Below are 22,169 nucleotides of genomic sequence, written 5' to 3'. Positions count from 1 at the left end.
AATATACTGTACATATATACAGGTATTTTGATGATGAAAACACTCGACCAATTAGCCCAGCAACACGGCCTATGGCGCGCTAGTCAGCGGCCGTTAATGGCGGAATTACCCGATAAAAAAGCGACCGGTTACAGCGCCTTTGATCAGCGTCTAGGCGGGCTCCCGTCTCCAGGTGTGACAGATATCATCAGTGACTATGGTGTCGGTGAGTTGCGGCTGGTGTTACCGGCGTTGTATCACGCCAGCGGTCAGCAGGTAGCGTGGATCCGTCCACCGGTTGGACTCAACGCAGCGATGCTACATCAGCAAGGCTATTTAACCGACAACTCCTTGTTGGTGTCTCCCAAAAGCGATCAGGATGCGCTGTGGGCCGCCGAGCAAGCGGCGCGCAGTGGCGCGTGTCAGGCGGTCGTGTTATGGCCATCTTCGCTCACGGTGGGACAAGTAAAACGCCTAAAACTGGCGGCCGAACATGGCCAATGTGCGGTGGTACTGTTACGCCGCCAGCAGACGTATTCATTGACCTTGCCGGTCGATTTAAGCGTTGCGCTGGCCCCTTCTGCATGTGGTGTGACGGTCACGGTGCGCTATTGTCGCGGCCAATGGCCTCCGGCCCCGTTTACTCTCGATTGGCGCACGCAATGGCCCGCGTTGGTGACCTGGCCGAGCAATTCAGAGAATTTACTTGCCTTTCCCTCACGGCAACAGCGGGAGCAAGCGTGATGTCATTGTGGCTGTATCTGCACTGCCCAAACTTGCTGTTAGATAGCCTTTATGCACCGTCGTCGGTGCAAGCGGTGGGGCTGGTTTGCGAGCAAGAAGGCCGTTTAGTGCAGCTCTCTGTGGCGGCTAACACGCACGGTCTGAATACCGGTATGGGATTAGGGGCTGCAGCGCTTATTTGTCATCAGCTCGCGGTCTACCCTTATTGCGCGGTGAAAGAGCAGTCCGCGCTTGAGCAGCTCGCCACACAGCTTTATCCGCTGGTCGCGGAAATCAGCCTTAATCCCCCTAAAGGTTTATGGCTACACGTTTCACCGATGTTGGCGCTATATCAAGGGTTTACTCCGCTATGGCAGGCGGTGACTCAAACGCTGGTGGAAAGTGGTATCCGTTATCAGGCTGGGGTGGGCCAAACGCCGCGTGCCGCCGAGCTTATGGCGTATGGACACGTGGGCAAGATCAGTACCGACCCCGAGCATTTGCAGGCAGCATTGCAGCAATTGCCGTTGGCTGCAGCCCCTTTACCGGAGACGGTGAAAACTCAGTTTACGCGTCTGGGCCTCTCTCAGTTAGGTGATCTTATCGCCTTGCCCACCGCTTCGCTGACGCGACGTTTTCCGCGCACTGTGGTGGATTACCTTGCTGAAGTGCGTGGCGCCCAGTCGACGCCACTGCGTTATTTTCAGCCACCGCTGCAATTTTTTCAGCAGCGGGTCTTGTTGTTTGAGCTTAGTGAGCAAGCCCACTTATTGCCCATTATCGAGAATCTCGTCTCGGCACTGTGCCGTTTTCTTGAGCAGCGTAGTGCCTGTACGCCTGCGCTGACGTTGGATTTTAGCTTGCGTGATGGATGTGAAGAAACCCTGCCGGTAATGGCCGCGCATGGCGAGAAAGACGTCGAGCGCTGGATGGCGTTGGTGCGTTTACGGCTGGCGTCATGGCAAGTGAGCCAGCCGGTGACCGAGGTCAGTGTGACGGCTTCGCAAATCGATTGCTACCAGCCCGGACAAACCGATCTTTTTAGCGCCCAGCAAGGTGAGCAAAATCGTGATGAGTTGGTCGCGACACTGGCTGCCCGACTCGGGGAGGAGGCGGTTATGCGGTTAGCGTATGTAGATCATCACCGTCCCGAGACGGCCAGCCAACATGTCCCCCATCACCATAGTGCGACACCGACGGCCTTGGCACCCACGCGCCCACGCCCAAGTTTATTGCTGCCGCAACCCACACCACTGGTGGGTAAGATCACCTTACGTGAAGGGCCGGAGCGGATTGTCACGGGTTGGTGGGAAGGTGCGCCTATCCAGCGTGATTACTTTATTGCCCAAAACGCCCAGCAACAATGGTTGTGGGTGTTTCGCACGCCGGAGCAAACTTGGTTTTTACACGGTTGGTTTAGTTAGACGGTGAAGCGATGAGTACGTATGCCGAGCTGGTATGTTGCAGCAACTTTTCCTTTCTTGAGGGCGCCTCACACCCGGAAGAGCTGGTGGCGCAAGCGGCAACATTGGGCTATCAAGCGCTCGCGATCACCGATGAATGCTCGGTCGTAGGGGTGGTGCGTGCGTATCAAGCTCAGCGTGATTATCCGCAGCTTTCGCTGATCATTGGCAGTCGCTTTCGCCTGCAGGCGTTAGATGTTGTTTTACTGTGTCCCACCCAAGCGGCTTACCAAGAGCTGTGTCGGATTATCACCAATGCGCGGCGGCGCAGTCACAAAGGCGATTACCAGCTGAGCGAGTGGGATCTGATGTCGGTGCGTCATGGCATAGTGCTATGGCTACCCAGTGGCGCGGAGAGCGATCATCATTGGGCGACGTGGCTGCTGCGTTATCATGCTGAGCGCTTGTATCTGGCTGTGCGGCGCGATCTAGCGGATAACGACCATCCGTATCTGGCGCACTGTCGCATGCTGGCAAGCCAGTATGAGCTTCGTGTGACAGCGTGTGGTGATGTGCTGATGCATCACCCTGAGCGGCTGGCGTTACATCATACCTTAACGGCGATTCGGAATCGTCAGCCGGTGGCGGCGTTGGGGCGGACATTATTGCCCAATGCAGAGCGCGCCTTACGCCCGTTGCCTAAATTACACGCTTTGTTTCCCCCTGAGTGGCTGGCGGAAAGTGCCAAGATTGCCGCCCAGTGTCAGTTTTCCTTGGCGAGCCTTAAATACAGCTACCCCAAAGAAGTGGTGCCGACTGGCGAGTCTGCGATGGCGTATCTGCGTGAGGCGGTCAAGCAGGGCGCACAGCAGCGCTTCCCACAAGGGGTTCCCCGTGACGTGGGAGCCATCATTGAAAAAGAGCTCGCGCTTATCGAGGCGTTGGATTACCCGTATTACTTTTTGACCATTTACGATCTGGTGCGCTTTGCTCAATCGCGTGGGATCTTATATCAAGGGCGCGGCTCGGCGGCGAACTCGGTGGTGTGTTATTGCTTAGGGATCACCGCGGTGGATCCGTGCAAAGTCGATGTGCTGTTTGAGCGCTTTATTAGCAAAGAGCGCGACGAGCCGCCGGATATTGATGTCGACTTTGAGCACCAGCGCCGTGAAGAAGTGATCCAGTATTTGTATCAAAAATATGGCCGTGAGCGGACCGCCTTAGCGGCAACTGTGATCCGTTATCGGCTTAAAAGTGCATTGCGCGATGTGGGCAAAGCGTTGGCGATCCCCGCTAGCCAGATCGATTTTTTTATTCAAAACCTCAATCGACGCGATAAAACCCAGCCTTGGACGCAGCAACTTCAGCAGTTGGGCCTGGATCCTAAAAGCGCGAAAAGCCAACAATGGCTGTCGCTGACCCAGACATTGATCGGCTTTCCACGCCACCTTTCTCAGCATGTTGGTGGCTTTGTGATTGCAGATGGGCCTTTGTATGAGTTGGTGCCGGTGGAAAATGCGGCGATGGCAGAGCGGACGGTGATCCAGTGGGATAAAGACGATCTGGAAACACTGCATCTGATGAAAGTCGACGTACTTGCACTGGGCATGCTCACCGCGATTCGCCGCACCTTTGATTTGATTGCCCAAACCGGTGGCCCTCGCTTGAGTTTGGCGGCGATCACCCAACAAGGCGACGATCCGGCGGTGTTTGCACGCATTCAGCACGCCGATACCGTGGGAGTGTTTCAAATTGAGTCGCGAGCACAAATGAGTATGCTGCCGCGGCTCAAACCGGCTTGTTATTATGATTTGGTGATTCAAATTGCCATTGTCCGCCCCGGTCCGATTCAAGGTGACATGGTGCATCCGTATCTAAAGCGACGCGACGGGGAAGAAGCGGTGAGCTACCCGTCCAAAGCGGTTGAGCAAGTGCTGGCGCGCACGCTCGGGGTGCCCATTTTTCAAGAGCAAGTGATCAAATTGGCGATGGTAGCGGCTGGCTTTTCCGGTGGGGAAGCGGATCAGCTGCGCCGCGCGATGGCGGCCTGGAAGAAAAAAGGCGGGCTGGCGCCGTTTCGCGACAAATTGATCGCAGGGATGACTGCGCGAGGTTATCGCGCTGACTTTGCCGAGCAGCTTTACCGGCAAATCTGTGGGTTTGGTGATTATGGCTTTCCAGAGAGCCACTCGGCTTCGTTTGCGGTTTTGGCCTATGTATCAGCGTGGTTAAAGCATTATTACCCCGCCGCGTTTTACACTGGCTTGCTTAATAGCCAGCCGATGGGGTTTTACTCACCGTCACAATTGATGCAAGACGCCACGCGCCATCAGGTGCCTGTGTTGCCGGTTTGTGTGCAACACTCGGGAGCGGATCATTGCTTAGAAAAGGTCGGCGATCGGTGGGGCGTGCGACTGGGGTTGCGGTTAGTCAAAGGATTAAGCGTGGCGGCAATAGACCGGTTGCTGGCCCATCGTCCAGAGGCAGGGTTTGCGTCTTTGTCGTCACTGCAAGAAATTAACCTTGACCGCGATGCTTATCAAGCCTTAGCCAGCAGTGGCGCATTGGCGGCGCTGGCTGGTAACCGCTATCAGGCGCGCTGGGCGCTGATGGATCAGCAGCGGCAACTGCCACTACTGGCCGCCAGTGACGATGAGGTGGCGTTGCCTCATTCGCCTTCCCAGTGGCAGAACGTGATTGAAGATTACGCGGCCTTGGGGCTGTCGCTCACCGATCATCCCATTCGTTTGATGGCGCAAGCCGGCACGCTGGGCCGTTTTACTCGTGGTGTTGAGTTATCACAGTGTGCATCGCAAAGCTGGGTCGCGGTAGCGGGGGTGGTGACGGGCAAGCAATCCCCGGGTACGGCCAGTGGTGTAACCTTTGTCACCTTGGAAGACGATACGGGCAATATCAATGTGGTGGTTTGGGCGGGGACGGCACGGGCGCAATCCCGTGCTTTTATGCAAGCCAAGGTGTTGAAAGTGCATGGCATTGTCGAGCGACAGGGCGAGGTGGTGCACGTGATTGCCGGTAAGTTGATTGACCTGACCCCGACGCTCACCACCTTGTCGGTGGCCGCGCGTGAATTCCGTTAACGCGAGGGACTCACCGCTTCTGGGCGTGGTGGCGCCGGACACGCGGCCACCGCTTGAATACGCTGGCGATGCAGCTCATCACGAATCGCCGCGCCTTTGAAGCCCGCGTCGACAATCGGCTTAACTTCTACCTGTTGCGCGCAAGCAAAGCGCTCGCGTAAGGCATCGGCTTGTGGGTAGTGATAGTTTTCACGCCCCTTGCGGCCACGCACATCAGCTAAACACGCCAAGGCCAATTGCTCGACCCGTTCGGGTTTGCGCCACGCATCAATCTGATTAAACAGCGCTACCCAATGCTCAGGGCTGAGTTGATCGCACTTATGAATTTTGGAATGATGCGCACTGACCACCAAGGCCAAATCCCGATAAGCGTTGGGGATACGTAGTCGCTCGCACAGATCTTTAATCACGGGCAGCCCGCGATTGCCGTGTCCGCGATGGCCGGGCAAAATAGAGGCTGGGGTGAGGGCCTTACCGAGATCATGGACTTGTGCGGCAAAGCGGATGCTTTTGTCATCGGTCAATGAGGCGGCATAACGGCTGACCATTTCCGTGTGGATGCCGGTGTCGATTTCAGGGTGCCAGTTGGCTGGATTCGGCACACCGTACAGGGCGTCGATTTCTGGAAGCACTACCGCTAGGGCACCGCAATCGCGCAGCACAGCAAGAAACACATCGGGACAATCACAGCCAAGCGCTTTCTCCCATTCTCGCCAAACCCGCTCAGGGGTGAGGTGGGCGAGTTCGCCCTTGGCGACCATCATTTTCATCAGTGCGAGGGTGTCATCGGCAAGGGTAAAGCCGAGCGGCGCAAAACGGGCGGCAAACCGTGCCACTCTAAGTACCCGCAATGGGTCTTCGCTAAAGGCGGGTGAGACATGGCGCAGAATGCGGTTGTGCAAATCTTGCTGACCGCCATACGGGTCAATCAAGCTGCCCTCTTCGTCTTGGGCGATGGCGTTGATGGTGAGATCGCGGCGCTGAAGATCCGCTTCCAGTGAGATATCTGGCGAGAAGTCGCAAATAAACCCGGTGTAGCCTTGGCCTGATTTACGCTCGGTACGGGCGAGGGCGTGCTCTTCGTGTGTGGTCGGGTGTAAGAATACCGGGAAGTCTTGGCCGACTTGCTGGTAACCGGCCGCTTGCATTTGCTCGACGGTCGCGCCCACGACCACCCAATCTTTATCTGTGACCGGCAAGCCTAATAGCTCATCACGTACTGCTCCGCCGACAAGATAATGTTTCACACGAGACTCCTTGTTTGGATTAACCTTGGAATCCGGCATGGCGACCATGCTGATTCCGATTTATTTCCCAAGTATACATATTGAAATGCAGCACGGATATTTTGTGCCTGAAAACTGGCGTGGCGGTTGCAATAAAAAAGGCTGCCAATGCAGCCTTTCATTCACGATTATGCCCAGCCGTCGCGGCGACGCTTTTTGCGTGGGATAAGGTGAGGGAGAATCAGGCCAAACAGCAAGCCCCCGCCAGCTACCATGCCACCGTAGGTAAACCAACGCATCAAAAGATCATCTTTTTGTGTGTCAATTTTAGCACGTAGTGCACGGATTTCGCTTTGTGCATCAATCAGTTTTTTGTTGAGTTCGCTACTGTGTGCTTCTAGCTTCTCAATCTGCGCGTTGCGTTGTTTAAGCGACTCAGCCAAGCCTTTTTGTTGTGCTTTGGCATCATCTTTTGCACTGGCGAGCGCAGATTTCACCTTTTTCAGCTCGGCTTCCAAGGCGGGCACACGCTCTTTTAAGCCAGGTTGCGTGGTCACGTAGTCACTTTTTACCCAGCCTTTACGGCCACGGCTATCAACCACTTGGGTGTAGCCCTCGTCGCGGTTACGTTTTAGCACAGTGACTTTATCACCCGCATCGACACTGCCAATAATGCGATATTGCGTACCCGGGCCAGCGTGCATATAAGTGAACAAATCATCAGAAATATAGTTTTCTGCCATCGCTCGAGGCGCGGCAACGAGAACGAACAGCAATACGAGAGCAGAATACAGGTGTTTCACGTCTGGGGTCCTTTGCATAATTTCAGTGTGGGACACATCGGCTTTGCTGGGCATAGTGCCATAGGCGTAAAAGAAAGGGGAGCCATGCCCCCCTTTTTTTGACTGTGATTTGACATCACCGGCGCTTGTTACGCAAATAGCGAGGTCATCACTTGGTAAAAGATCACAGCCAACAAGGCGCCAGCGGGCAAGGTAATCAGCCACGAGGCGACAATATTGCGCACCACACCCAAATTGAGTGCGGCAATGCCGCGGGCAAAGCCAACGCCTAAGACGCCGCCGACTAAGGTTTGGGTGGTCGAAATAGGGAGACCTGTGCCTGAGGCGAGCACAACCGTACTTGCAGTCGCCAGTTGCGCGGCAAAACCACGGCTAGGGGTAAGCTCAGTAATCCCCGAGCCCACGGTCGCCATGACTCTGTGCCCCATGGTGGCAAGGCCGAGTACAATCCCTGCGCCGCCCATCGGTAAAATCCACCAGGCGATTTGTGCTTTTTCGGCGACGGTACCGAGATTTTGCACGGTCGCGACGATAGCGGACAGTGGGCCTATCGCATTGGCCACATCATTGGAGCCGTGTGCAAAGGCCATTGCACAGGCGGTGACCACCATTAATAGGCTAAATATCCGCTCAACTCCCTGAAAACCTTGGTTTTCCTCGCCGCGATACTTTCTAGAAATGTAATAAACACCAAAAAACATCACCATGGCAGAGAGCACGATGGAGGCGCTTACCGACTCTAGGGTTGTCAGGTGCAAACCAACGTGTTTGAGGCCTTTTTTGATGGTGACCATCGCGATAATAAACGCGGTGAGAAACATATAAAGCGGTACAAAGCGTTTGGCGTTGAGAACGGGGCGGTCGGTATCAAAAATCAGTCGTTGTGCACTTAAAAATATAAAGTAAGCGAACAAACCAGAGATAAAAGGGGTGATAATCCAACTGCCAACGATGCCTTGCACCGTATGCCAGTCGACCGCATCAGCGCCAACCGATAGGCAGGCAAAGCCAATAATCGCACCAATAATGGAATGGGTGGTGGAGACGGGCCAACCCATGAATGAGGCAAGTAATAGCCAAGAGCCTGCCGCCAGTAGCGCGGACATCATGCCAAAAACTAATTCTAACGGTTGGTCAGCATAAAAACTGGTGTCAATCACACCTTTGCGAATGGTGTCTGTGACCTCACCTCCGGCTAAATACGCACCGGCGAATTCAAAGATCATTGCTACAATGATGGCTTGCTTGACGGTGAGTGCTTTTGAGCCCACTGAGGTGCCCATCGCGTTCGCGACGTCGTTGGCACCAATACCAATCGCCATCAAAAAACCAAAAGCCGCGGCGACCATGATCAATATGGTCCCGTGATTCATCAGGATTTCCATTGTAATACCTTGTTGTTACATCACTCGGTTAGGAACGGGAAAGCATGACCTCTAAGCGCGCACCCACACGTTGCGCCTGGTCAGCAATTTCACCGACCCACTCGAGGATTTTGTACAAGAACATGACGTCAACAGGGTTGTACTCCTGCTCAACGGCCATTAATGCTTGGCGCAGTTGGATTTGCATAGAGTCGGTATCGTCTTCAATCACATCCAACTGATGAATCATTTCGGCGACTAAGGTGACTTCGCGTCCTTTAAAGCCAGTCTCAAGTAGCTCTTCAAGCTCGTTGATCACGCGGCGTGCTTGCGCGGCAGCATCTAAGCATCGCTGCACATAGGCGATAAAGGCATCATTCATTGAGGGGGGCATACGAAGCTGACGGCCAATCACGCGGCCGGCAATATCTTTGGCTAAGTTTGCCAGCTTGTCTTGCTGGGTGAGGAGCTCGAGCATGTCCGTGCGATCGACGGGCATAAAGAGGCCTCGTGGTAACTTAAGCCGGATATTGCGCTTTAGGGTATCAGCATCCTTTTCAATATCTGAGATTTGCTGACGGAGTTGGTTTGCTTTGTCCCAGTCCTGTTGCTCGCAAGCATGAAAGAAGGGGATCAATAACTCACAACAATCGTTTACACGATTTACGTGACGCTGCAGTGGTTTAATAGGGCTTTTTGCAAATAGCCCAACAATTGTATTGACTGGCATAGCCGTAATCTACCTGGTTGCCTCGAGCCCAGAGGGCAAAAAGAGAGGCGAAAAGTTCAACGATGGTATATCGGAGCGGCGATGGTAGCGCAGAACATAGGCTAAAGAAATAGCTTTTGTGATCTCTGCCTCAGTGCGCGTGATCAAGCCTGGTAGTGATAGCGCTTGCCGACAGGATCAATTGTTCATATCCTTGTCAGGCAATTGGCTATAGGTAACCGTATGGACACTGAGATAGAGCTCAAATTTTTTGTCTCTTCTGACTTTTCTCATCGCCTTCGCGATAAAATTGTCAGTGTAAAACAGCTACAGCAAAGCCAGCGTGAGCTGGGAAACATCTACTTCGATACGCCAGATTTTACCCTACGCAACCATGATATCGGTTTGCGGGTACGTCGTTTTGATGGCGTTTACATTCAAACCCTCAAAACCGCGGGTCGGGTCGTCGCTGGGCTACATCAGCGCCCAGAGTACAATGCCGAGCTTAACGGACCTGAACCTGATCTTTCTTTGATCCCAGTCGACGCATGGCCCGATGACCTTGATGTTGATGCATTGAGTCAGGCTCTTCAGCCGTTGTTTTCCACCGACTTTGTGCGCCAGCAATGGCTGTTGGCGACCGATGATGGCAGTCAGATTGAATTGGCGAGCGATCAGGGTGAAGTGTCCACCGAAGCCGGTGACAAAGATGTGATTTCTGAGGTGGAGCTGGAGCTGATTTCCGGGCAAACCGACGCCTTGTTTTCGTTAGCGCGCAGCCTGGCGGATGATGGCGGATTGCGCCTTGGTAACCTGAGTAAGGCGGCGCGTGGCTACCGCCTGGCAACCGACTATCAGGGCGATCCGGTTAAAGCCTTATCCATCGTTAAACTCGGTGCGGATGATAGCCAAGAAAAAGCCCTGATTCGAATCCTCGAGCATGCGTTGAATCACTGGCATTATCACGAGCAGATTTACATTGAGCGCGAGTCTCTCGAGGCATTGCAAGAAATTCGTTATGCCGTTTTGTTGATCCGACAGGCGTTTGTGTTATTCGGCGGGGTAGTGCCGCGCCGAGCAAGCAGTTTACTCCGCCAAGAACTTCAGTGGTTTGAAGGTGAGTTAGCATGGCTTGATGATGCGCGGATCAATGCTCGGTTGTGTGAAGACAAAGGCCAATATCTGCGCAAACTAAACGCGCGAAAAACCTTGGTGAAAAACTTGAAGGCCGAACAAGCGAGGTTGCCTGAACGTGAGGACATTGTCGCGCTGCTGCATACATCGCGCTATTGCAACTTGCTGCTCGATTTAAGCCGCTGGATCCTCTCCAAAGGTTGGCAGCCGTTTCTCGATGACAAAGCGGCAGATAAGCTCGCCCAACCGATTCAACGTTTGGCCGATAAAGCACTGCCAGAGTCTTGGCACGAATTGCTTGATGCATTTGATGAAACTAAGCCACTGACGCGGCATGATTACTTTGACCAGTACCCTCGCTTGCAACGCAATTTGTTGCTAGGCACCTGCTTGGCCTCTTTGTATGACAAAAGTCGGCGTAAAGCCTTTCGCTTGCCTTGGCTCGATATGTTGCAAGGTATTGAAGAGTTGCGCTTGCTCGAACCAGTACGTGAGCGAGTGGTTGAGATTGACGATGAAGAGGATAAAAAACAGGCAGAGAAATGGTTGGCACGTAAAGAAGAGTCACTGTTTCATGCGATGACGCAAAGCCGTCAAACGGGATTGCGTCTTACTCCTTATTGGCAAGACTAAGCGAACGAGAGTGATAAAAAGCAACCTGGTGGTTGCTTTTTTTATGTGTGCATTTATGCGGTTACCTTGCTTGAGTATCCAGTCGCAATGTCTGAGGCGATTCGATAAAACCGTCTCTAGGATCAATATATTTGGCGCTTTTTTACGTTATAAAAAGGCAAGGTGCGTGATGATAATTTGATTAACTTATCATTATGGGCATTGTTTATGGGCAAATTTCACAAATACGGTAAACAAGGATTCAGTGAGAGTGAGGTTTGCCGATATAAAGTTACTCAGTATTCATTATCGCCCGTTTCGCAGTCAGTTGCTTAATAACGGACATGGAGCTTTCAGGATTATGGCTAAACATACCTTCTATGCGTGGGAAAAACCCGTTACCAATCTGCGCTTGATCCCAAAACTCGTGATTCTCATGGTCTTTAGTACCATTATTCTGGTCGGTAAGCAGATGTGGGATGCGAACACGTTTCGCCAGTCCGTGATTGATTTTACTCTGAATCAGACCCAAGAGCTTGCACAATCCAGTGCGGCCATGACCGGCACCCTCATCGATCAGCCTGATGGGGAGCGCTTGATGCGAGAGGCGGTGGATACCATGAACGCCGAATTCAGCGAAGGGGCTTATTTATATTTGGTCAATGGCACCACTCGCCAGGTCTGGTCTCACCCTTCAATGCGCCAGTTTGACGCGTTACGCGTACCGGATGACAGCACCGGAACCGATGTCGCTGACTTATTTCTCAACCAATCAGGCGCGTTTAGCTATACCGTTTATGACGGTGGCCGTCATGGCTATGCCGTGCCCGTAGGCGGCAGTGATTGGTGGCTGGTGGCATCACAACCGACGTCGGAGGCGCAGGCATATTACCAAGATTATATGATTCAGGTAGCCTGGCAAACCGCGCTGATGATTGTCTCTTTTATGGTTATTTTGCTGGGCGGCTCCAATATTATGCTGCGCCAAATTAATTATCTCACCGACAGAATTCGGGCTCTCGCCAACCGTGACCTCAGTGAGCCGATTGAAATGAATAGCCGAGACGAGTTCGGTGATTTAGCTCGTGAGCTGGAAAGATCGCGTCAGCAATTGGTGGATGTGATTAACGCCCAGCGCCAAGCGTCGGATGATCTTTCTTCTCTGGCTGAGATTATGACGATCAGCATGTCGGAAACCAAAGAGTCATCGCAAGAACAGTTCTCTGAGATGGATCAGCTCGCCTCGGCGATGAGTGAGATGAGTGCAACCGTGCAAACCGTCGCTGAGCATACGCGAGAGGCGGCTAAAGCGACGGAAACCTCTAGCCAACAGGCGAACAGTGGCCAAGAGCACGTGAGCAGTACCATCCAAACCATCAATGAGCTGTCCAACGACATCAGCGAGTCATCCCAGGTCGTGGGGCAGGTCGATGCCCAGGTGGAGAAAATCGGTACCGTCGTGGTCACCATTCAGGGAATTTCAGAGCAAACCAATCTACTGGCACTCAATGCGGCGATTGAAGCCGCGCGAGCGGGCGATACGGGGCGTGGCTTTGCGGTGGTGGCTGATGAAGTACGCAAGCTGGCGCAACACACCCAAGAAGCCACGGTAGAAATTCAAGACATGATCACCCAGTTGCAGCAAAGTGCGCAAAAAGCGGTGGGGTTGATGGATCGCAGTGTTTCCGAGGCCAACACTGGTGTCGAGTCAGTGAGCCAGGCTGGCGGAGAGCTTGAGCAAATCGTCACGCAAATCCAATCGCTCAATGACATGAACTTCCAAATTGCCTCCTCGGCTGAGCAGCAAGCGTCAGTGGCCGGTGAGATGAACCAAAACCTCACCAATGTTAAAGATTTGGTTCAAGCCTCGGTAACGGTAGCGTCTGAGCTGCATGAAACGGCAGAGATGGTTGAACAAAGTGCGCAATCTCTCAAAGATAAAATTGAGGCCTTTAAGGTCTAAGTTTGAGGTTTTACGGCGTAACCAACAACGGCTCGCTGCATCGGTGGGCCGTTTTTGTTAGTGTCGAAGCAGGACGACAGCAAAAGGACTGCCCATGGTACTCTCTGACTCGCTTGCCGCTTGTTTGCACCAGCACTGGACACGATTAAACGAATTTGCCCCTAATGCTTTGCCGCAGTGGCAGGGGGCTGCGCGAGAGCAACTCGAGCAGGCCTTGGTCTGTAGTGAGTTTATCGCCAAAGCATTAGTCCAAACTCCTGGGCTACTCGATTGGCTGTATCAGCATCATCAGCAAACCTCGCGTGAGCAAACATACCAAACTGAGCTGAGTCAGGCGCTGGAATCGGTGTCCGATGAGGGCGAGTTTCACCGCCAACTCCGTCGGCATCGCCAGCGTGAGCTCGTATGGATAGCGTGGCAAGAAATCCACGACCGGTGGCCGGTTGAGCAAGGTTTACAGCACCTGTCAGCCCTTGCGGAAGCGCAAATCTTATCTGCCTATCAATGGCTTTATCATCGCGGCTGCCAAGACTGGGGCACACCTATGAGCCCGGAGGGGGAGCCGCAACCTATGCTGATTTTGGGCATGGGCAAACTTGGTGGCGGCGAGCTCAATTTTTCCTCCGACATTGATTTAATTTTCACGTACCCGGAGTCTGGAGAGACGCAGGGGGCAAGAAAAAGTATCGCCAACGCGCAATTCTTTACCCGGCTAGGGCAGCGCCTGATCAAAGCGCTCGACCAACCCACGGTGGACGGTTTTTGTTATCGGGTTGATATGCGTCTTCGTCCCTTTGGCGATAGCGGTCCTTTGGTAATGAGCTTCTCGGCATTGGAGGATTACTACCAAGAGCAAGGGCGTGATTGGGAGCGCTATGCGATGGTGAAAGCGCGCGTGATGGGTAAAGAGCAATATGAGTGCTATCAGACCCTTCGCCAAATGTTACGCCCGTTTGTGTTTCGTCGCTATATTGACTTTAGTGCCATTCAAGCGCTGCGGCGGATGAAGCAGCTTATCCAACGTGAAGTACGCCGGCGTGGGTTGACAGACAATATTAAACTCGGTGCAGGAGGCATTCGGGAAATTGAATTTATTGCTCAGTCGTTTCAGCTTATTCGCGGCGGCCGTGAGCCCAGCTTGCGCCAGCGTGGCTTACTCGACACTTTAGATGCGATTGCGGAACTGGAATTATTGCCTACCGCTGAGGTAAGCCAATTAAAGGCCGCGTATTGCTATTTGCGCCGGGTCGAAAACCTCCTGCAAGCCATTGATGACAACCAAACGCAGACCTTGCCCGATAACGACCTGGATCGTGAGCGGCTTTGTCACGCTATGGGAGTCAACGACTGGGCGCGCTTACAGGCCGATATCACCCAGCATATGCAAGCGGTTAATCAGGTTTTTTCTGGCTTGATTGGCGAAGATGAGCAAGAAACAGACACGGATGTCGACACTGAGTATCATGATCTATGGGCGATGGCGCGAGATGTAGAAAACGCCCACTTGATCTTAGCGGGTATAGATCTACCGGACACCAATATTGCTGAGCAGTTATTGGCGTTTAAACAAGAGCTCGCCAAGCGCACTGTGGGGCCGCGAGGACGTGAGGTGCTCAACCGTCTGATGCCGGTGATGTTAAGCAAGCTACTGACGTTACCGCAACCACAGCAGGTGTTGCCACATATCACCCACCTGTTACTCAATATCTCGACACGGACTACCTACTTAGAGCTGTTGGATGAGCACCCCGGGGCGATCGATCAGCTGTTGCGGCTTTGTACGGCGAGCCCGATGGTAGCAGAGAAGTTAGCACGTTATCCTTTGCTACTGGATGAGCTGCTCGATTTAACCCATTTGTACCAACCTTTAGCGCCCGATGCCTATCGCAGCGAATTACGCGATTATCTTGCCCGTATCCCGGTTGAGGATATGGAGCAACAAATGGAAGCGGTGCGTCAATTTAAGCAAGTTCAGTTATTAAAAATTGCCGCGGCGGATATCGCCGGTGTGCTGCCCGTGATGCGCGTCAGTGATCATTTGACTTACTTGGCCGAAGCGATTGTGGAGGCGGTGGTCAATCAGGCCTGGCACCAAATGGTGGAAAAATATGGCCAACCGACACACTTAGGCGAGCGCGAGGGGCGTGGTTTTGCGGTGATTGGCTACGGCAAGTTAGGCGGATGGGAGCTGGGTTATAACTCCGATCTCGACGTGGTTTTTCTGCATGACTGCCCCGCGGATATCGAGACTGACGGTCGCAAAGTGATTGATGGTCGGCAGTTTTATCTGCGTCTGGCCCAGCGAATCGTCCACCTTTTCTCTACGCGTACACCTTCTGGGGTACTCTATGAAATAGACACACGCCTTCGCCCTTCTGGCACCTCTGGAATGCTAGTCAGTACACTGGAGGCTTACGCGGATTACCAACAAAACGAAGCCTGGACATGGGAGCATCAGGCGCTGGTGCGTGCGCGCATGATATACGGTGACCCTCAGCTTGAGTCCGCGTTTACCGAGGTGCGTCATCATATTCTTGCTGCCCCACGAGAAAGGGAGACTTTGAGAGAGCAAGTCAGTGGCATGCGTGAAAAAATGCGTCAGCATAAAGCGACAGGACAAAAAGATACCTTCTCCATCAAGGAAGACGCTGGTGGGATCACTGATATCGAGTTCTTGGCGCAATACTTAGTGCTCGGCAACAGTGCCAGTCAACCGGCGCTTACCCGTTACAGCGACAATGCGCGCATTTTTGAGCAAGCCGGAGAGCTGGGAGTGATGCCACTGGCGCAGGCGGCGGGGTTAAAGTCGGCCTATACGCGGATGCGCAATGCGCTTCATCGCAGCCATTTGGCGGGTGAGAGTGGTAAGGTGGAGGCTGATGCCTTTATCGATGAGCGTGAAATCGTGCAGCAAGCCTGGCAACAGTGGTTTGATGGGCAAGCAGACTAGCAGCGTAAGGCGCAATAATGAGGCCGCGATTGGCGGCCTATATGGGGCTAGATTCCCTCATATAAGGAAGGTTCACCCTCTGGGCGGGTTTTAAAACGGCGATGCAACCACATATATTGCTCAGGGGCGCGCAGGATCAAACGCTCAACCGCTTGGTTAGTGACCACGGCTGCGGCATGCGCCTCTTTAGGGAAATCCGTTATCGGTGGGTCGATTTTAACGCGGTATTGGCCTAGCCGCCGTTCTCTCACTACAGAAAAAGGTACCACGGTGGCGTGACCGGCATGAGTCAGCAAACTGGTGCCTGTGGTGGTGCAAGCTTGTTTGACCGCAAACAGCGGAGCAAAGGTTGAGCGGCGGCGACCATAGTCGTGATCGGGCGCATACCACATTCGATGGCCTTCTTTGAGGTAGTGGATCATCGATTTGACGTCTTTGCGATCAACCCCAATATTACGCTTCATTCGGCCACGGAATTGAAACCAGTCATACACAGGGTTGGTGTTGGGGCGGTATACACCCACGCCAGGCGTTTGTTCGCTTAAGCCGCGCGCGCCAATCTCTAAGTTCAGTGAGTGCACAGCAATCAACAGCACGCCTTTGCCTTGTTGTTCAAGCTCAAGCAGGGTGTCTAGTCCCTCAATGGTGACATGCTTGTTGATTCGCCATTTGGGCCAAAACCACGCCATACCAGTCTCGAACAAGGCAAGGCCAGCGTTGGCAAAATTTTCTTTCACCATCGCAGCGCGGTTAGCGGGCGTCATCTCTGGAAAGCACAGCGCTAGGTTACGATCGGCAATTTTAACGCGGCGTTTCATTAGTGTATGCATCAAGTGACCTAAACCGCGGCCTAAATAGAATTGGACGCGATAAGGCAGCCAGCTAGCCAGATACATTAACCCGACGCCGAGCCAGGTATGAAGATAGCGAGGGTGAAGAAACCCAATGCGAAAAGTGGGGGCTGAAAAATCGCTCATAGCGTTAATGACTCATGAAAACCAAACCAGAAAGAGCCGTACGGCCCGCGCCATTGTAGAGTAAATTCTTGGCGCTGTCCTGCGCGAGTGTGCGCAGTGAGTGTTGAGATTGTGCGCAGCACACGCCTGAGAGCGCCCCATTTAGCCTATGGCTATGCTACTATCGCTCGGTAACGACAGTATTCGGAGATCCAGATGAAACTCAGCCTTCCTGACTACAGCCAAGCCAATGTTCTGGTCGTCGGTGATGTGATGCTCGATCGCTACTGGTATGGGCCGACCGGACGTATTTCCCCGGAAGCGCCCGTGCCTGTAGTGAAAATCAATCAAACGGAAGAACGCCCAGGTGGCGCCGCGAACGTGGCGATGAATATCGCAGCCTTGGGTGGACAGACTCAGCTGATTGGCCTGACGGGCAAGGATGAGCAAGCTGACGCGCTCACGCAAACCCTCGACTCGTTAAATGTTAGCTGTGATTTTGTGGCGTTAGACTCGCATCCCACCATTACTAAGCTTCGAGTCATGAGCCGTAACCAGCAGTTGATTCGTCTGGATTTTGAAGAGGGATTTGCGGGGGTGGATGTGGCACCCATGCTGGCCAAAGTCGAAGCGGCATTGCCCAAGACGCAGGCGATGATCTTATCGGACTATGCCAAGGGCGCGCTGGCCGAGGTACAAACATTGATTCAGGCCGCCAAACAAGCGGATGTCACCACCTTGGTTGACCCTAAAGGCACAGACTTTGAGCGATATCGAGGGGCGAGCTTACTGACGCCGAACATGGCGGAGTTTGAAGCGGTGGCAGGCTCAGTGACGGACGATCAAAGCTTGGAAGAAAAAGGTTTAGCGCTGATCAAGCAATACGAGCTTGGTGCGCTGCTGGTCACCCGTAGTGAACATGGAATGACATTGCTACGCCCGGATGCCGCGCCGCTGAACTTACCAACGCTGGCCAAAGAAGTGTATGACGTCACAGGGGCTGGGGATACGGTGATATCGGTACTGGCGGCATCCTTGGCCGCGGGCAAACCGATCGAGCAAGCCTGTGCGCTGGCTAATGCCGCTGCCGGTGTGGTGGTGGGCAAGTTGGGTACTTCAACCCTCTCTACTATCGAGCTGACCGAAGCGGTACACGGCTCGCACGAGTCTGGTTTTGGCGTCACCACCGAAGCGCAGCTAATTGATGCGGTGCACGTCGCCCAAGGGCGAGGAGAGAAAGTGGTGATGACCAATGGCTGCTTTGATATTTTGCATGCAGGCCATGTGGCGTACCTCAATGAGGCCGCCAAGCTAGGCGATCGCCTGATTGTTGCCGTTAACACCGACGCATCGGTACAAGCTTTGAAAGGGCCTGGCCGTCCTGTCAATCCAACTGATCGACGGATGGCGGTGCTAGCAGGACTGGGCGCAGTCGATTGGGTGGTTCCTTTTGGCGAAGAAACGCCTGCGCGCCTGATTGGCGAAGTCTTGCCCGACTTGCTCGTTAAAGGCGGTGATTATCAGGTCAACGAGATTGCTGGTGCCGAGGCGGTGCTTGCCAACGGGGGAGAGGTCAAAGTGCTTAATTTTGAAGATGGCTGCTCTACCACCGAAATCATTGAGTCGATTCGGCGTGGTCAATAGCGCCTTGCCCTTTCAACTGACAATAAAAAAGGTGCCTGTTGGCACCTTTTTGCATATTAGAGCCTCAAGCGTGAATCACTCTTGTTTCACCAGCCCTTGGTTAATATCGAGCAAGTCCTGCTCAGACAAGGTGCCCATGGCTTGGTGTAAACGTAAACGGCTTAGAATATAGTCGTAGCGCGCATTGGAGAGGTTGCGATTGGCATCGTAAAGGCGACGCGTAGCATCCAAAACATCGACAATGGTACGAGTACCCACTTCAAAACCTGCTTCAGTGGCTTCTAGCGCTGAGCGTGCAGAGACCACGGTTTGCTCATAAGCACGTAGTGCGCCAATCGAGGCATTGATATCGTTATAGAAAGCGCGCACATCTTTCACTGTGCTGCGGTATTTGGCTTCCAGGCTTTGTGATGCAGCCACATACTCATGCTGCGCCTTTTCCACATTGGCCGAGGTGCTGCCGCCGGTGAAGAGCGGTAGGCTAAAGTTGAGCGCAGCCGTCCCCTCGTTGGAATCAGTAGAGCCTGGCGTGTGTTGGTTATCAACATCCGTCATCCCGTATTGCGCGCTGAAGGTCAGCGTGGGGAGGTGACCGGTTTTGGCCAGCCTAATCTGCTCTTTGGCGGTATCGCGAGCAATGCGGTTGGCGAGCAGCTCGAGGTTTTTCTCTTCGGCGACGTTGACCAGTGCTGCCGGTTGCTGCTGCGGGTTACTGGCACTAAAGCGCTCAGTGTCGAGTACGCGTAAGTCTCTTGGGGCTTGGCCGGTGATCTCACGCAAGCCTTCATAGCTGTTGGTGAGCGCGTTTTCAGCCAAAATCTCATCGGCGAGAACCGCGTCATACTGCGCTTGAGCGTCGTGTACATCGGTAATCGCAGAAAGACCCACTTCAAAACGTTGCTTGGTTTGCTCAAGCTGACGGCCCACCGCTGCTTTTTCTGCCTGAATAAACTCAAGCTTGTCCATGGCGCGGAGCACGTCAAAATAGGCTTGTGCCACGCGCAGCATTAATCCTTGCTGCTGGGCAGCATAGGTCGCATCTAGCTGGCGCGCCTGCATTTCACTGATATCCAGGTTGACCCAGCTATCACGTTTGAAAAGCTGTTGGCTTAAGCTGATATCGGCGCTGGTGATATCATTATCGTTGCTGTCTTTAGTGTCATTACGTTGGATCGTGTAACTGGCGTTAAGTGCAATTTGTGGTAGCAAGGTGCCACGAGTTGCATCCACAGCAGAAAACGCTGCGTCGCGCTCGGCGGCCGCTTGATTGAGAGTGGGATCGCTTTGCTTCGCTTGTTGATAAATTTGGGCGAGATCATCGGCAAGGGCTGCACTGCTTACGCTGCCGAGAGCCAAGCTTAACGCCAAAGGGAGCAATTTTTTCATAGATGGAATCCCTGAATCTGTGCGATTGGATAAATAGACGTCCACTAGCTTACCGCAATTATGCTTGCGTGAAACTGACAATTTGTTAGGACATTGAGTGTAAACTATCCAATTTGCAAATGGGACTGAAAAATAGTTGTAACTTTTATCAAAAAAGTTAAGTTTATGGTTTGCTAGAAAGACGCGCGTTGCCGCTCGGCACAGGCCAGCGGGTCTAGGCGTGACTCAGCACTTCAATTCGTCAGCTCGTGTCATCGAGGATAAGGAGCCCGCATGTCAGACTATCCGCCCGGACAATTCGATCGCGACGATATTGTGATCGAGGATATTTCTTCGCTTTATCAAGGTTTCTTTTCCATTCAGCGCTATCAGTTTCGTCATCGCTTGTTTGAAGGCGGCTGGAGTGGCGCCGTGGTGCGGGAGTTGTTTGAACGTGGCCATGCGGTGGCTGTTTTGCCCTATGATCCCGTACGTGATGAAGTAGTAATGCTTGAGCAAATCCGCGTGGGGGCGATGGCAGCAGGCGCGACACCATGGCAACTAGAAATTGTGGCTGGGATGATAGACAAAGGCCAATCCCCCGAGCAGGTAGCCCACCGTGAGGCGCGAGAAGAAGCTGGACTATTACTGCATCAAATGGAGCGTGTTACCCGTTACTTATCCAGCTCTGGTGGCTGCTCTGAACAGTTGGATGTGTTTGTCGCGATTGTTGATGCCTCGGAAGCGGAAGGCGTGCACGGCCTCGACAGTGAAAATGAAGATATTTTGGTGCATCGATTATCTCGCCAACACGCCTATCAAAAGGTGGTTGATGGCGAGATTGAAAACGCCGCCTCAATCATTGCGTTGCAATGGTTGGAACTCAATGCCAGTCGGTTACGTCAAAGCTATAATGAACAAAACAGTGAATAGACAGTAGGTGTGTGTGAAAACAGAATATCGTGTCGACTTACCAGCGATGATGCGCTTGTATGAAACCAACTATGCCAAACTTGTCCGTTTGATGCCTAAACGCGACGAGGTGGGACAGGTGTGTCGATATGATATTCAAGGCCAGGAATATGCCTTGGTCGTGCGTGAGTCAACCCGCTATACCACTCTGCTTGATATTGCGCAGTTGAGCCAAGGTGAAGCGCCAGATTACTTACGTGCTAACCTGACAGTGCGCTTGTATCACGATGCACGGGTCGCGGAAGTGTGTACCACGCAGCAGATTTCACGCTTAAAACCACGTTATGATTACCCGAATCCGCGCATGCATCAGCGCGACGAAAAACATCAGGTTAATGCATTTTTATCGGATTGGCTTGGCCACTGCCTGCTTCGTGGCGTGGTGGCATCTGATCCCATGTATAAATCACCGTTAAACTAAACCAGCAAAGGTATTTTCAACGTTGCAGTCTTGCCAGATAGATAACGCCGACGGCGATTGTATTCGTCTTTTGCAAATCACCGACACACACCTGTTCGCGAGTGAGCAGGGTAGCTTGCTGGGTGTGAATACGCTGCAAAGCTATCATGCAGTGTTGGATGCCATCAGTGCCACCGACCCGACTTTCGATGCCATTATTGCAACGGGGGATCTGTCCCAAGATCACTCCGCCTTGTCATATCGCCGTTTTGTCGACGGTATCGCTCGATGGGAGCAACCTTGCTTTTGGCTGCCGGGCAATCATGACTATCAGCCAGAAATGAGTGCGGTATTACAGTCAAATACCCTTCGCTCTTGCTCGCAAGTCCTATTGGGGGAGCATTGGCAAATGGTGCTGCTCGACAGTCAGGTGGCTGGTGTACCGCACGGCGAATTATCACAAGCGCAACTGAACCTTTTGGATACCCACTTAAGCGCGCATCCTGAGCGCCATGCGTTGGTGTTACTGCACCACCACCCGTTGGATGCAGGAAGTACGTGGTTAGATCAGCACAAACTGGCTAACCGAGAGGCATTCTGGCAAGTGATGTCGCGTCACCCGCAAGCGAAAATTGTGGTGTGTGGGCATATCCATCAGGCATTGGATGTGCGTTATCAAGGTGCCCGTGTGATAGCGGCGCCTTCCACCTGTATCCAGTTTATGCCGGACTCACACGACTTTGCCCTCGATAACCAGAATCCAGGTTGGCGCTGGCTTGAGCTGTATGCCGACGGGCGCGTAGAAACGCAAGTGGCGCGTGTAACCGGTYAGCATTTTCGGCCCGACTTCGATTCCAGCGGGTATTAA

General features: G+C 53.2%; 16 protein-coding genes. 10 read left to right on the top strand and 6 right to left on the bottom strand.

The features are described from left to right. Positions 1–30: 30 nt before the first annotated feature. The 3 genes from imuA to BZG74_RS08500 are packed head-to-tail and all read left to right on the top strand — an operon-like array spanning position 31 to position 5,203. Positions 31–723, top strand: a complete 693-nt coding sequence (gene imuA, locus BZG74_RS08510) for a translesion DNA synthesis-associated protein ImuA (protein ID WP_077772203.1) — start codon at positions 31–33, stop codon at positions 721–723. Next, complete coding sequence (locus tag BZG74_RS08505) at positions 723–2,126, top strand: Y-family DNA polymerase (RefSeq protein ID WP_077772202.1); 1,404 nt, start codon at positions 723–725, stop codon at positions 2,124–2,126. Before imuA ends, BZG74_RS08505 begins: the two co-directional genes overlap by 1 nt. 11 nt (positions 2,127–2,137) lie before the next feature. Then, positions 2,138–5,203 carry an error-prone DNA polymerase gene (locus BZG74_RS08500; protein ID WP_077772201.1) on the top strand — a complete coding sequence of 1,022 codons (3,066 nt, stop codon included), beginning with the start codon at positions 2,138–2,140 and terminating at the stop codon, positions 5,201–5,203. On the opposite strand, the gene BZG74_RS08495 is transcribed toward BZG74_RS08500, so the two are convergent. From BZG74_RS08495 to BZG74_RS08480, 4 genes are all read right to left on the bottom strand, one after another. Next, the gene (locus tag BZG74_RS08495; RefSeq protein WP_077772200.1) at positions 5,200–6,450 is read right to left on the bottom strand and encodes a multifunctional CCA addition/repair protein; all 1,251 of its coding nucleotides are present in this window, start codon (positions 6,448–6,450) and stop codon (positions 5,200–5,202) included. The genes BZG74_RS08500 and BZG74_RS08495 overlap by 4 nt on opposite strands. A 167-nt stretch (positions 6,451–6,617) precedes the next feature. After that, positions 6,618–7,250 carry a TIGR04211 family SH3 domain-containing protein gene (locus BZG74_RS08490; protein WP_268794292.1) on the bottom strand — a complete coding sequence of 211 codons (633 nt, stop codon included), beginning with the start codon at positions 7,248–7,250 and terminating at the stop codon, positions 6,618–6,620. A 110-nt stretch (positions 7,251–7,360) separates the two neighbouring features. Beyond that, positions 7,361–8,617 carry an inorganic phosphate transporter gene (locus BZG74_RS08485; RefSeq protein ID WP_077772198.1) on the bottom strand — a complete coding sequence of 419 codons (1,257 nt, stop codon included), beginning with the start codon at positions 8,615–8,617 and terminating at the stop codon, positions 7,361–7,363. A gap of 28 nt (positions 8,618–8,645) precedes the next feature. Beyond that, on the bottom strand, positions 8,646–9,326 hold the full coding sequence (locus tag BZG74_RS08480) for a TIGR00153 family protein (protein WP_046074245.1): 681 nt from the start codon (positions 9,324–9,326) through the stop codon (positions 8,646–8,648). A gap of 222 nt (positions 9,327–9,548) precedes the next feature. Between BZG74_RS08480 and BZG74_RS08475 the strand changes: the two genes are divergently transcribed. The 3 genes from BZG74_RS08475 (at position 9,549) to glnE (ending at position 15,964) form a co-directional block, all read left to right on the top strand. Continuing rightward, on the top strand, positions 9,549–11,072 hold the full coding sequence (locus tag BZG74_RS08475; RefSeq protein WP_077772197.1) for a CYTH and CHAD domain-containing protein: 1,524 nt from the start codon (positions 9,549–9,551) through the stop codon (positions 11,070–11,072). Between the two features lie 340 nt (positions 11,073–11,412). Beyond that, a complete protein-coding gene (locus BZG74_RS08470; RefSeq protein ID WP_077772196.1) occupies positions 11,413–13,014 on the top strand; it encodes a methyl-accepting chemotaxis protein in 1,602 nt (533 codons plus the stop codon). Between the two features lie 94 nt (positions 13,015–13,108). After that, positions 13,109–15,964 (top strand): bifunctional [glutamate--ammonia ligase]-adenylyl-L-tyrosine phosphorylase/[glutamate--ammonia-ligase] adenylyltransferase, encoded by a 2,856-nt coding sequence (gene glnE / locus BZG74_RS08465; protein ID WP_077772195.1) that lies wholly within the window; start codon positions 13,109–13,111, stop codon positions 15,962–15,964. A 47-nt stretch (positions 15,965–16,011) separates the two neighbouring features. On the opposite strand, the gene lpxL is transcribed toward glnE, so the two are convergent. Continuing rightward, positions 16,012–16,941, bottom strand: coding sequence for an LpxL/LpxP family Kdo(2)-lipid IV(A) lauroyl/palmitoleoyl acyltransferase (gene lpxL / locus BZG74_RS08460; protein WP_077772194.1), 930 nt, complete (start codon positions 16,939–16,941; stop codon positions 16,012–16,014). Positions 16,942–17,136: 195 nt separating this feature from the next. On the opposite strand from lpxL, the gene hldE reads away from it, so the two are divergent. After that, complete coding sequence (hldE, locus tag BZG74_RS08455) at positions 17,137–18,564, top strand: bifunctional D-glycero-beta-D-manno-heptose-7-phosphate kinase/D-glycero-beta-D-manno-heptose 1-phosphate adenylyltransferase HldE (RefSeq protein WP_077772193.1); 1,428 nt, start codon at positions 17,137–17,139, stop codon at positions 18,562–18,564. 75 nt (positions 18,565–18,639) lie between these two features. Here hldE and tolC read toward each other — a convergent pair whose 3' ends face one another. Continuing rightward, complete coding sequence (gene tolC, locus BZG74_RS08450; RefSeq protein ID WP_077772192.1) at positions 18,640–19,950, bottom strand: outer membrane channel protein TolC; 1,311 nt, start codon at positions 19,948–19,950, stop codon at positions 18,640–18,642. Between the two features lie 273 nt (positions 19,951–20,223). Between tolC and nudF the strand changes: the two genes are divergently transcribed. The 3 genes from nudF to cpdA are packed head-to-tail and all read left to right on the top strand — an operon-like array spanning position 20,224 to position 22,169. Continuing rightward, complete coding sequence (gene nudF / locus BZG74_RS08445) at positions 20,224–20,862, top strand: ADP-ribose diphosphatase (protein ID WP_077772191.1); 639 nt, start codon at positions 20,224–20,226, stop codon at positions 20,860–20,862. Between the two features lie 13 nt (positions 20,863–20,875). Next, positions 20,876–21,322, top strand: coding sequence for a DUF1249 family protein (locus BZG74_RS08440; RefSeq protein ID WP_108744075.1), 447 nt, complete (start codon positions 20,876–20,878; stop codon positions 21,320–21,322). A 22-nt stretch (positions 21,323–21,344) separates the two neighbouring features. Further along, positions 21,345–22,169 carry a 3',5'-cyclic-AMP phosphodiesterase gene (gene cpdA / locus BZG74_RS08435; RefSeq protein ID WP_077772190.1) on the top strand — a complete coding sequence of 275 codons (825 nt, stop codon included), beginning with the start codon at positions 21,345–21,347 and terminating at the stop codon, positions 22,167–22,169.

Origin of the sequence: Salinivibrio sharmensis, from assembly GCF_001995985.1 — a bacterium.
Taxonomy (GTDB): Bacteria; Pseudomonadota; Gammaproteobacteria; order Enterobacterales; family Vibrionaceae; genus Salinivibrio; species Salinivibrio sharmensis.
The sequence above is the reverse complement of the archived record's forward strand: the minus strand, read 5'-3'. Positions and strand labels throughout refer to the sequence as shown.

What these genes read in the sequence shown, in the direction of transcription:
- BZG74_RS08480 (WP_046074245.1), bottom strand. Translation starts at nt 9,326, where the DNA reads ATGCCAGTCAATACAATTGTTGGGCTATTTGCAAAAAGCCCTATTAAA.
- imuA (WP_077772203.1), top strand. Translation starts at nt 31, where the DNA reads ATGATGAAAACACTCGACCAATTAGCCCAGCAACACGGCCTATGGCGC.
- BZG74_RS08475 (WP_077772197.1), top strand. Translation starts at nt 9,549, where the DNA reads ATGGACACTGAGATAGAGCTCAAATTTTTTGTCTCTTCTGACTTTTCT.
- BZG74_RS08470 (WP_077772196.1), top strand. Translation starts at nt 11,413, where the DNA reads ATGGCTAAACATACCTTCTATGCGTGGGAAAAACCCGTTACCAATCTG.
- nudF (WP_077772191.1), top strand. Translation starts at nt 20,224, where the DNA reads ATGTCAGACTATCCGCCCGGACAATTCGATCGCGACGATATTGTGATC.
- BZG74_RS08500 (WP_077772201.1), top strand. Translation starts at nt 2,138, where the DNA reads ATGAGTACGTATGCCGAGCTGGTATGTTGCAGCAACTTTTCCTTTCTT.
- BZG74_RS08490 (WP_268794292.1), bottom strand. Translation starts at nt 7,250, where the DNA reads ATGCAAAGGACCCCAGACGTGAAACACCTGTATTCTGCTCTCGTATTG.
- lpxL (WP_077772194.1), bottom strand. Translation starts at nt 16,941, where the DNA reads ATGAGCGATTTTTCAGCCCCCACTTTTCGCATTGGGTTTCTTCACCCT.
- hldE (WP_077772193.1), top strand. Translation starts at nt 17,137, where the DNA reads ATGAAACTCAGCCTTCCTGACTACAGCCAAGCCAATGTTCTGGTCGTC.
- tolC (WP_077772192.1), bottom strand. Translation starts at nt 19,950, where the DNA reads ATGAAAAAATTGCTCCCTTTGGCGTTAAGCTTGGCTCTCGGCAGCGTA.
- BZG74_RS08485 (WP_077772198.1), bottom strand. Translation starts at nt 8,617, where the DNA reads ATGGAAATCCTGATGAATCACGGGACCATATTGATCATGGTCGCCGCG.
- glnE (WP_077772195.1), top strand. Translation starts at nt 13,109, where the DNA reads ATGGTACTCTCTGACTCGCTTGCCGCTTGTTTGCACCAGCACTGGACA.
- BZG74_RS08505 (WP_077772202.1), top strand. Translation starts at nt 723, where the DNA reads ATGTCATTGTGGCTGTATCTGCACTGCCCAAACTTGCTGTTAGATAGC.